Annotated in this window: 6 protein-coding genes and 1 pseudogene; 2 read left to right on the forward strand and 5 right to left on the reverse strand. The window is 71.0% G+C overall.

The genetic code is table 11. The features are described from left to right. Window positions 1-63 precede the first annotated feature (63 nt). On the reverse strand, window positions 64-1,602 hold the full coding sequence (locus ABT085_RS37755) for an alpha-L-arabinofuranosidase B (RefSeq protein ID WP_351618808.1): 1,539 nt from the start codon (window positions 1,600-1,602) through the stop codon (window positions 64-66). 257 nt (window positions 1,603-1,859) lie between these two features. Then, window positions 1,860-5,348 carry a phosphodiester glycosidase family protein gene (locus ABT085_RS37760; protein WP_351618810.1) on the reverse strand — a complete coding sequence of 1,163 codons (3,489 nt, stop codon included), beginning with the start codon at window positions 5,346-5,348 and terminating at the stop codon, window positions 1,860-1,862. Window positions 5,349-5,631: 283 nt separating this feature from the next. Between ABT085_RS37760 and ABT085_RS37765 the strand changes: the two genes are divergently transcribed. Both ABT085_RS37765 and ABT085_RS37770 read left to right on the forward strand, forming a co-directional pair. Continuing rightward, window positions 5,632-6,624: an ArsR/SmtB family transcription factor gene (locus tag ABT085_RS37765; RefSeq protein WP_351618812.1), complete on the forward strand. Its 993-nt coding sequence runs from the start codon at window positions 5,632-5,634 to the stop codon at window positions 6,622-6,624. Window positions 6,625-6,968: 344 nt separating this feature from the next. Beyond that, a complete protein-coding gene (locus tag ABT085_RS37770; protein WP_351618815.1) occupies window positions 6,969-8,249 on the forward strand; it encodes an MFS transporter in 1,281 nt (426 codons plus the stop codon). 73 nt (window positions 8,250-8,322) lie between these two features. On the opposite strand, the gene ABT085_RS37775 is transcribed toward ABT085_RS37770, so the two are convergent. The 3 genes and pseudogenes from ABT085_RS37775 to ABT085_RS37785 all read right to left on the reverse strand — a co-directional run bounded on the left by ABT085_RS37775 (window position 8,323) and on the right by ABT085_RS37785 (window position 10,255). Beyond that, window positions 8,323-8,499: a hypothetical protein gene (locus ABT085_RS37775; protein WP_351618817.1), complete on the reverse strand. Its 177-nt coding sequence runs from the start codon at window positions 8,497-8,499 to the stop codon at window positions 8,323-8,325. 482 nt (window positions 8,500-8,981) lie between these two features. Then, window positions 8,982-9,101, reverse strand: a pseudogene (locus ABT085_RS37780) (PadR family transcriptional regulator); the annotation flags it as partial. A gap of 146 nt (window positions 9,102-9,247) precedes the next feature. Next, the gene (locus tag ABT085_RS37785) at window positions 9,248-10,255 is read right to left on the reverse strand and encodes a LacI family DNA-binding transcriptional regulator (protein ID WP_351618820.1); all 1,008 of its coding nucleotides are present in this window, start codon (window positions 10,253-10,255) and stop codon (window positions 9,248-9,250) included. Window positions 10,256-10,434 lie beyond the last annotated feature (179 nt).

The raw sequence follows: 10,434 nt of genomic DNA on the forward strand, positions 1-10,434 counted from the left end.
GCATCACACGAAGCAGCCGCTCCCACGTGTGTCCCTTCGCCTCAAGGGACCGGACAGAAGGGCCTACGGAGCCCAGGGCTGGCTGACGGCCCAGCTCACGTCGTCCGCCCAGGAGGTGGCGCTGTCCCAGGCGTTCGAGCCTCCGTTGCTCGCTATGTAGACGTTGAGGTTGTAGTGCCGGATGAACCGGGTCGGGTAGTTGTACGACGCGAGGGAGCTGCCCGTGCCGCTCTTGCCGGTCGTCGGACAGAACGTCGCGTCGGCTCTGAACTGTGCGGTGCCGTCCATGGGCTGGCGGTAGAGCCGGAAGTTGGAGTGCCGCAGGAAGTCCCCGGGGTAGTTGCGCGACTCGAAGGAGACACAGGAGCTGCCGGCCAGGCCCCGGCGGACGATCCAGGTCGCGTCGCTCTTGTCGAGCGCCGAACTGCTGGAGGTGACCGGGGAGACGACTGCCGCGTTGTTCTGGTGGCGGATGTAGTCGGTCGTGCAGCACGAGGTGGTGGCGCGCAGCGAGATCTCCGAACCCGGGGTCAGCGAGCCGGTGCTGCCGGTCGCGCCGCCGTAGCCGACGGAGACGATGTTGGCCTGCACGGAGTCGTCCGCGGCGTCCGTCGGGATGCCGGACGTCATGACCCCTTCGAAGAAGGATCCGATGGAGCCGTTGCTGTTGTCGCCGCCGGTGCCAAGGACGATCGCGCCCTCCTGGTGCATGGGGGAGTATCCGCCGGCGGTGGGCTCCGCGCCGGAATATGTCGTGGTCAGGCCGCCGGATTGGGAATTGCCGTATTTCAGCGCGAAATGGTTCTGGCCGTTGTTCTTCAGTAACGCGGTCACGAACGGCAACGGCCCCGTTCCGGTATTGGACGTGTTCTTGCTGTAGCCGGAGTCGGACTGGAACAGGCCGTTCTCCAGGTCTGCCTGTACCCAGGGGCCCTGGCCGTAGCAGGGCGAGAACCAGCACTCGGTGCCGAAGTTGATCGCGTCCATGTGACCGTTGCCGGTGTCCTTGTTGTTCGTCTCGGCGTTGCCGTAGTCGAAGCAGCAACTGCCGTTCACGTGGGTTCCTGAGGTCACCATGTACATCCCCTCGGCCTGGCCGTTGACGGCGACGCCCGAGGTGGAGTTGTCCCGGTAGCCCATGCCGGCCGAGATCTCCAGTCCGTAGACCTGGTGTCCGCCGACGGTCACCGGCAGCGCGTCCGCGGGCGCGCCGACATCGGCTGCTCCGGCCCCGCCGGCCCCTTCGACGGTGAGATCGTTGTGGCGCGACGACTGGTCGTAGATCTGGGTGATGATGCAGGTCGTGCCGGAGCAGAAGGAGTCCTGGGCCGCCGCGTCGGCGTAGCCGCCGGCGGCCAGCAGGCCGATGCTGGTGGTGGCGCCGTCGGAGGCCCGCTGCACCTGGTAGAGCGAGCCGTTGTACGAGGAGTAGAGCGCTCTGACGAGACTGTGCGCTGCGACGCACGGGGTGCCCGCGGCGGCGTAGATGTCGCAGGGCAGCGAGCTCGCGGCCTGGGCCTGGGGCAGGCCGACGGCGAGCGCGAGGAGGGTGACGAGCGCGGACAGGGCCGCCAGGGTCGCGGTTCTCAGTCTTGATAACACGGTTGACCTCTTCGTCTTCTGGTAGGGCGCTGCGGGTGCCGTGCGTTCGGCATGTCGGACGACGTTCGATCGAAATGCCGAACCAGTTTCACCGGTCGAAATGCCGAACAATTGCAGAAGAGCATGCAAAGCAGAAATCGCAATGGCGAACTGTCAATGCAGAGGCGATTGTTGGGCCGAACCCGTGGGCCGTCAAGACTCACGGAACCGGACGGTGGCCGGTCTTCGACGGAGGCGGTGGGCCCGTCGGCGGACGGTCAGCGCCGGCGCACGGTGATCGTGTGCTCGGCGGTGACGCCGTTCACGGTGACCCGCAGCACCGCGGTGCCGGCCCGGCGCGCGACGAGCGTGCCGGTGGCCGGGTCGTAGGAGACGACCGGTGTGCCGTGGCCGCGGTCGCCGCCCGGCAGGTCGACGCGGGTCCCGGTCCAGTCGGCGCCGACCGGCCAGGCGACCGGGACGGTGCGGGTGGTGTCCTGCGTGAGCGTGGCCGATGCCCTGGCCCGCTCGCCGGTCTCCAGGGTGTCCGGTGCGTCCAGGGTCACCGAGTCGACGCGCGCGTGTACCTCCGCCCGCAGCCACCTCTCGGAGTCGTCGGACGGCACGTGGAACGCGTCGCCGACGCGGCCTTCCGCCGGGTCGATGCCCAGCATCGTCCAGCCGGTGAAGCCCCCGCCGTCGGGCGTGCCGGCCGGGTTCTTGCCGGAGTTGCCGTTGACCAGGTAGGGAATGCCGTCGACCGAGGCCGCGGAGAAGACGCCGGCGTGGGCGCCGACGAACCCGGCGGACTTGTGGCTGTGGGCGCGGAAGCCGGCGAGCCACTGCTCGACCAGGGCGGCCTCCTTGCGGTCACCGAGCTGGCTGGCCTTGTCCGGCAGCGGATCCTCGGTGGGATGGTGCTCGAACACCACGACACCGCTGACGGACGGGTCGGCGGCCGCCGCCGCGAGCTGGTCGTGCAGCAGCTGGAGCTGGGTGAAGCCGCCGCCGCGCAGGGTGCCGCTGGAGGAGTCGAGGGTGATGAAGCGGGTTCCCTCGGCGTCGAAGACCGATGTGGTGTCCCCGAACTCCGCGCTGAAGTTCACCGTCGTCCCGGGGCCCATGACCTCGTGGTTGCCGGGTACGTAGTGCCAGGGGACGCTGTGCCCGGTGCGGGCGTCGAATTCGTCGAGCAGTTTGCGGGCGAGCGTGAAGTCCGCGGGCGAGCCCTCGTCGACGAAGTCGCCGTCGACGACCAGCAGGTCCGGTTCGGCGTCCGCGATCTCCGCGAGAGTGCGGCGGGCCGCCTGGACCTGCGGGCTGTCCGGGTCACGGGCGACGAACTGGGCGTCGGACATCACCGCGACGCGCAGGGGCCGGTCGTCGACGGTGCCGTCGGTGACCAGGACCGGGTCGGTGATCTTCGGCGGAACGGGCAACTGCACATCGGGCGCGATCTCGACCCGCAGGTCGCTGACGGTGACGGCGCCGGTGTAGGAGCGGGCGGCACTGGTCTCCAGCAGGCGTACCCGCTGGAAGGTGAGCGGGTAGACGGTGCCCGTGGGCACGGGGAACTCGGCCTTGCGCCAGCCGGTCCAGGTGATCAGGGGGCCGTCGAGGTTGGCGGTGACGCCGGAGCCGGTGCGGTACTGCAACCGCGGCCACTCGCCGTTGCCGTCACCGTCGATCCACAGAGTGACGGCCTGGGGCCGGCCGGGCAGCGGGATCGGCTGCGGGGGCACCGCGTACTGACCGCGCGTGGCCGTCGACTTGGTGAAGTCGTACGTCAGAGTCAGACCGGGGGCGCCGTCGTGGCCGGGGGCCGGGGCGACCGAGCCGCCGGGGGCCCGGTCGTGCGCCGAGGTCCAGGACGCGGCGTCGGACAGATCCGCGAACGTGGTCTCGGCCAGGCCGACGGTGACCGCCACGTCCGCGGTCATCCTGCCCACCCTCAGGTGCAGCGTGGCGGAGGCGCCGTCGGCCAGCCCCCGCACGGTGAAGGTGGCGTCGCTCGCGGGGCGCACCGACACCACGCCCGCGCCGCCGGTGACCTCGACGTCGGACGCGTCGAGGGGCGCGGAGTCACCGAGGGCGTCGTAGCCCCGTACGGTCAGGCGCGCTTCGCCCCCGACGCCGTTCAGTGCCAGCAGCGTGCTGTTCGGGGCGATCCGCACGGCGGGCGCGAGCACGGTCAGGGCCGCCGTGCCCGTGGCCCGGGGGCCGGACGACACCACGACGCGCGCACTGCCGGAGCGCCTGCCGGTGACGAGGGCGGCGCCCTCCTCGCGGGCGTCGACCGCGACCCGGCCGTCCGCGCTGCGCCACCGGACCCGGCCGACGGGCAGGGGCGCGTACGTCTCGTCGTGGGCGAGGGCGCGTACGGTGCGGTGCAGTCCCGGGAAGACCCGGTCGGAGCCGGCGGCCGACAGGGCGGGCAGCACGCGCAGGCCGTGCACGGTGCCCGAGCCGGGGGCCGCGAACAGCCCGAGTCCGTTCGCGACCGGCCGTTCCGAACCGTCGGAGGGGCTGTTGACCAGGCCGGTCACGTTCTCACCCGGCAGCCGGGCGGCCATCGTGGTCGAGCCGCCGCCGTCCATGTTCAGGGCGTCGACGGCACCCAGGCCCTTCATGAAGGTGCCGAGTTCGTTGAGGTCCATGCCACGGCTGTCGGTCTGCTTGCCGTCGATCGCCACCAGGTACATGGTGCGGCCGTCGGCGGAGAAGCCCACGCCGGTCCGGGAGGTGGCGGTGACGGTGTCGCCGTCGGTGAAGTGCTGCACCACGCCGTCGGAGACGAGGACCTGGCCGCCGCCGACGGCGACCGCCACCTCGCCGAAGTCGGCGCGTGGGCGGTAGGCGACGTCGACGGTCTCTCCCGGCACGAGCGCGGCGAGCGCGTCGGCTCCGGCTTCCCGGCCGATCAGCACACTGGCGCCTGCGGGGATCGGATCGGCGCCGACGGCCGTCCGTACGTCGGTTACCTTGCCGTCGCGCAGCCACACCTCGGCGACCCGGCCGGCGCCGTTCACGGGCTTGGTGCGCGGGGACGGGCCCCACTGGTCGGTGAACAGACCGATGCCGCCGGCTGCCAGAGCAGGCGAGTTGACGCCGGACAGCCTCAGGTTCCGGGTGCCGTCGACCGTGACCCGGCCCTCCAGGAACACCTGGGCCAGTCTGCCGATTCCGTCCGTGCCGATGGCGACCGTCTGATTGCGGCCCGCGGTGGGCGAGTTGACGAGTCCGCCCGTGCGGGAGACGGCCGCGCCCAGAGGTGCCTCGGTGTCGTTGATGTCGAAGTAGTCGCCGTTGACCGCGGCGACGGCACCGGTGCGCGCGGCCTGCTCGGTGACCCGGGACTTGCCCGTGACCGTGCCGGAGGAGATGTGGTCCACGCTCAGCCGGTCCTCGGCGAGGTCCGCGACCAGCACCTGCCCCCGGACCCACCCGGCGGTCCCGAACCGGTCGAAGCGGGTGAGGCTCAGGCCGGGTGCGATCGGCGTCCGCCGCTCGTCGGTGACGATGGACTGCCCGGGGACGCTGGGGATCAGCCCGTGCGCGGGGCGGCCCGCTCCCGGAGCGCCGCGCGAGGCAGCGTCGTATGACGCCGTGTCGTATGACGCCGCAACCGGTCTTTCGGGGGTGAGCGCCTGAGCGGTCGTCACCGTCGCGGCAGTCGTGCCGAACGCCGTGGCGAGCACGAGGGCGACGGCACCGCGCCGCGCCGCGGCGCACGACCACCGGAGGGCGGAGTCAAGTGGCAGCGGCACCGGCGGGCCTCTTTCCGTCAGCGTGCGGAAGATCTCGTGGTCCGTACTCAGTGCACGCGCCCCGGGTGTTGAAGCGCCCAGAGGTGCGTGACGGTCGGTGATGCAAAGGGTGAACATCGGTGCGTACGACGCTCCGGGAAGCGTGCTCGAAATCGCGCCACCCGGGAGCCGCGAGGACCAGGACGGGGATTTATGGTTCCTATGTGTCTCTCCGCCATCGGCCGGAGGGACACCAACGGGGATGGGGGACCCAGTGATCCGCTTCTCGGCGACCGCGGACGACATGACAAGGGTGAGATTCTCGCTCTCTCCGCTGGGCGAGACGGTCTACAGCATTCGGATGCTGGCCTCGGCGGAACGCAGAAGGCGGCATCAGCCGTGGGCCGACGACGTCCGCGCCAAGCTCAGGACCGTCGATCTGCTGTCGCTACGCGCGTTGATCCCGCCCACCGGTTACATCCCGGACTTCCTCACCCCGCCGCCGGACGGCTCCGGGCCGCACAAGATGACCGAAGAGCTGGAGATGGTGCGCTCGACCCCGAGCGAGCACTTCGTGGCCGAGGTGTCCTGGATGGCCGCCGACCCCGGTACACCCGCAGCCTGGCGGCAGGAGGCTGCGCCCCTGCACCGTCAGATGCTCGCTCAGCCGGAACAGGCCGTCGCCCGGATCGCGGAGCAGCTCCACACGTACTGGCGCCTGACGCTGGAACCGCACTGGCGGCGGCTCCAGGGCAGCCTCCAGTCCGACATCCGCTCCCGAATGCAGGTGATCGAGAAGTCCGGGGCGGCCCCCGTGTTCTCCTCGCTGCACCCCCGGATCGCCTGGCGGGACCAGAAGCTCACCGTGCGCAGTGCTTACGACTACCAGGAGGACCTGGGCGGCCGGGGCATCGTGCTCGTACCGAGCGTGTTCTGCGGGCCGGAAGTGCTCACCATGACGCCGCCGCAGCAGTCGATGATCGTCTATCCCCGGCCGGGCGTCGAGGAGTTGTGGCACCGCTGGGCCTCGGACCAGCCGAGCCCGCTGGCCGCGCTGCTCGGCGGCGTCCGTTCCGCGGTGCTCGAAGCCCTGCTGGTGCCCGCCTCCACCGGCGACCTCGCCGCGGCGATCGGCGTCACCCCCGGCGCCATCAGCCAGCACGTCGCCGTGCTGCGCGAGTGCGACCTGGTGACGAGCCGACGTGAGGGCCGGCGCGTCATCCACTCGCTCACCGAGACGGGCGAGTCCCTCGTACAGGGTGCCGTGCCGGCCGGCGGCCGTCGCCTCTCGGCCTGAGCGGCGCCCGCGGAACCGGCTCGGCCGTACCGCCGAGGGGCGGGTGTCCGGGATCGTTTTAGCGGGGGCTAAAAGCGTTGGGGCGTCGTCGCGTGTGTGTTTGGCTCACGGTGCGACGCCGACCGAGACGAACCCGGGCCCTCGGCCGCCCTCGGGACAGAAGGCGGAGGGGCGGGGCCCGGCCGCCGGACCTCCGGCTGCCCCACTCATCCGCTTCGCGCTCTGCGCGCTGCACGACCCCGCCCAGGTCACGGCGGCCGTGGAAGCGCTGGCCCCGATCCCCCCCTGACCGTCCCACCGCAACAGTGAGCCCACACCCCCGGCGGGCCCGCGCAAGGAGTCATATGAACAAGCCGAGCCTGGCCCCTCCGGCCGGACCGGCACGTACGCTCGCCCTGGCCCAGCTGATCAGCAGGACCGGGGACGGCGCGTACTACGTGACGGCGGCCCTGTTCTTCACCCAGGTCGTCGGCCTGTCCGCGGCCCAGCTGGGCCTCGGGCTGACCATCGCCTGGACGGTGGCCCTGGCCCTGAGCGTGCCGCTGGGGCATGTCACCGACCGGCGCGGGCCGCGGGGGGCGGCGGTCTTCTTCTTCCTGTGCGCCTCGCTGGCCGTCGGCTCGTACCTCGTCGTGCGCTCCTTCCCGCTGTTCGTGCTCGCCGCCTGCCTGTACGCGGTGGGGCAGCGCGCCGGCTCCGCGGCCCAGCAGGCGCTGCTCGCCGGGGTGGTGCCCAAGGAGAACCTGACCAAGGTCCGCGCCGTCCTGCAGGCCGGCTACAACGCCGGGCTCGCGCTGGGTGCCGCGCTCGGCGGCGTGGTGCTGCTGTTCGACACGCACGGGGCCTACCTCGCGGCGTTCGCGCTCAACTCGGTGGCTTTCGCCGTGGGGGCCTCGGTGCTCCGGCAGGTGCCGCCGGTTGCCCCCACCCCGGCGCCCGCGGCGGGCGAGCGGACGAAGTCGGTGTTCCGGGACCGGCCCTACGTCGCCGTCAGCCTGCTCAACCTGGTCCTCGTGCTGCACATGCCGCTGATCGACGTGGCGCTGCCGCTGTGGATCGTCGGACACACCGAGGCCCCGAAGTGGGTGCTGTCGGTGATGTTCGTACTCAACACGCTCACCGTCGTGGTCCTCCAGGTGCGGGTGGCGCGCGGTGTGACCGACCTGTCGAGCGCGGCCCGGTACGTGGTGCGCGGCGCGCTGCTGCTCGGCGCGGGCTGTGCCGTGTTCGCCTTCTCCGGCAGCGGCGGCTCCGCCTGGTCGGCGGTGCTGCTGCTGGTCGCCGCCGCGGGGGTGCAGACGGTGGGCGAGATGCTGTCGATGGCCGGCAGCTGGGAGATCAGCTTCGGGCTCGCCCCGGACGGCAAGCACGGCCAGTACCAGGCGTTCTTCGGGTCCGGGCTGACGGTGGCCGAGCTCGTGGGCCCGCTCGCGCTGACCGGGCTGCTCGTCCACTGGGGCGCGCCCGGCTGGATCCTGCTCGGCGCCCTCTTCGTCGCGGCGGGCCTGGGCATGGTGCCGGCCGTGCGCTGGGGCGAGCGGACGCCGGCCCGCCGGGAGGCATCCGCACGGACAACGGAAAGCGCCCGCGGAGCTCCGCCGCAACAAGCGACTGAAGTCTCCTGACGGGCGCCCGTGCCGCGGTTTCACGCAGCAACCGGCGCGCTTGGTACGCGGGGCTCATCGATCAAGTCGAGCGTCACACAGCTGATGTTCCCGCCACGACTGCTACGGCCCATTGGATGTCGGACCCGTCAACCTGCACGGAGAGGCTCTCCGGCTTTCCGCGATCGGTGTAGACGCGGCCGACGGTCACCGGGTTGCCGCATTTGACCTTGCTGGGATCTTCATCGTGAGAGCCGTACTGGATGCTCACGGTGCCCTTGCCGGTGCATAGAGCGTGAATGCTGTAGGCGCCTTCCGTCGGCGTGAAAGCCGGCAGGTCTTCGCTGCGACTTCCCTGAGTGACAGGGACGAGGAAGTCGGGCTTCCGCGGGAGAGCGAGAGAGTCCTGGGGACTCTTCGGGGAAGCTGAACCCGAGGGCGCTTTGGCTGCCGCGGAGGCGGAGGCGGCGGGATGAGCACTGTCCTCGGCTTGAGCAGAGCATGCCGATAGGAGCAGAAGGGTCAGAAGGACCTGCACGGACGCGACTGGACGCATACGGTTTCTCCTCGGCTGCAGACGTGCGCGCCTCAGCCAGTTGGACCGGCCAAGGCGCGCGGGCGCGAAGTACCTGCTGGTTCGTGAGGTGCCTGCCACCTGATGACCCAGCCCTCTCGGTACGGTGCCCAGACCGTAGCGGTCGTAGACAGGCTCCTCCGTCACGTCCGCTTCGCCACACCACAGGCGCCGGCTTGGGGCTGGGCGTTGGACCATTCGTGCGCGCCCCAGTACTCCAGGTCGTTGCGCACCTGGTACCCGTGCGCCCGCCCGTGCTGACGGACCGCGCCGAGCACGAGGAGTCGGATCACTGACATGGGGATCAGCCTATGGGCATCGCTTCGCCGGGTTCCGCCGCCCCGAACGGAACCATCCGACGGAACCGTCCCACGAGTCCCGCGCGGGCACAGGGCGGGCAGGTCTCGCGGAGCGGCAGCAGAGCGGTACCGCAACAGGCGACAGCTCAGGTCGAATTCCGGATGACCAGTCGTGTAGGGGTGACCACTGACGGCAGGGACCGGGGGCCCTCCCCTCGCACGGGCTGGTGCGACGTCCAGTCGCACAGAAGCCGCGCCATCAGCCGTCCCATCTCCTCGATGTCCTGGTGCACCGTCGTGAGCGGTGGCTCCGTGGTCTCGGCGATGGGCGTGAGGTCGTCGAAGCCGACGACGGCCACGTCCCCCGGCACGGTACGCCCCTGCTCGCGCAGGGTCCGCAGCGCACCGGAGGCCATCAGGTCGGAGGCGACGAACACCGCGTCTAGATCCGGTGCCTGCTCGAGGAGCCGGGCCATGGCATCAGCGCCGCCCTGCAACGTGAAGTCACCCTCGGCGAGCAGTCGGGGCGGAGCGTCCAGGAGGACGTCGCGGTAGCCGTCGAGTCGGTCGATCGCGGCCGCCTGGTTGAGCGGCCCGGTGATCGTCGCGATGCGCCGGCGTCCCAGCGTCACGAGGTGCCGGACGGCGTCCCGGGCACCACCACGGTTGTCGGCATCGACGTACGTGTAGACGTCGCCGCGGTGTCCGGAGCCGAGCGCCGGACGTCCGCCGAAGACAGCGGGCAGCCCCATCTGCTCGACCATGTCCGGCAACGGGTCGTCGGCGCGCAAGGAGAACAGCAGGGCACCGTCGACATGACCGCCGCCGAGGAACTCGCCGACCCGCGGATAGTCGTCCGGTTCCTCGATGTACAGAAGTACGGGCTGGGCGCCGTGCTGCACGAGTTCTTGTCGGATGCCGCGGAGATGGCAGTCGAAGTAGGGGTCCACGAAGAGGCGGTTCTGTGGTTCGGTGACCACCACGGCGACCGCGTTGTTGCGGCGGGTGACCAGCCGTCGGGCGGCCTGGTTCGGTACATAGCCGAGTTCCGCCACCGCGTCCCGGATACGTTCGGCGACCTCCGCCCGCACCTTCGGCTCGCCGTTGATCACCCGCGACACCGTGGACTTCGACACCCCTGCCCTCTGTGCCACATCCTCGAGCGTGGGGCGTTGCCCGATCAGCCGCTCCGCCAACTCCGTCTCCGATACACCGCAGTTCACCGTTGTCGCTGGACACGTTAGCGGTTGCCGCCGTACCGATCTCGGCGTCGGCAGCCGGCAGGGCGAGCGGCCCGGCACCGCTCCCGGGAGAGGCCGTGGGAGGCCTGTCC

The sequence above is a fragment of the Streptomyces sp. NPDC002265 genome (genome assembly GCF_040296125.1).
Classification (GTDB): domain Bacteria; phylum Actinomycetota; class Actinomycetes; order Streptomycetales; family Streptomycetaceae; genus Streptomyces.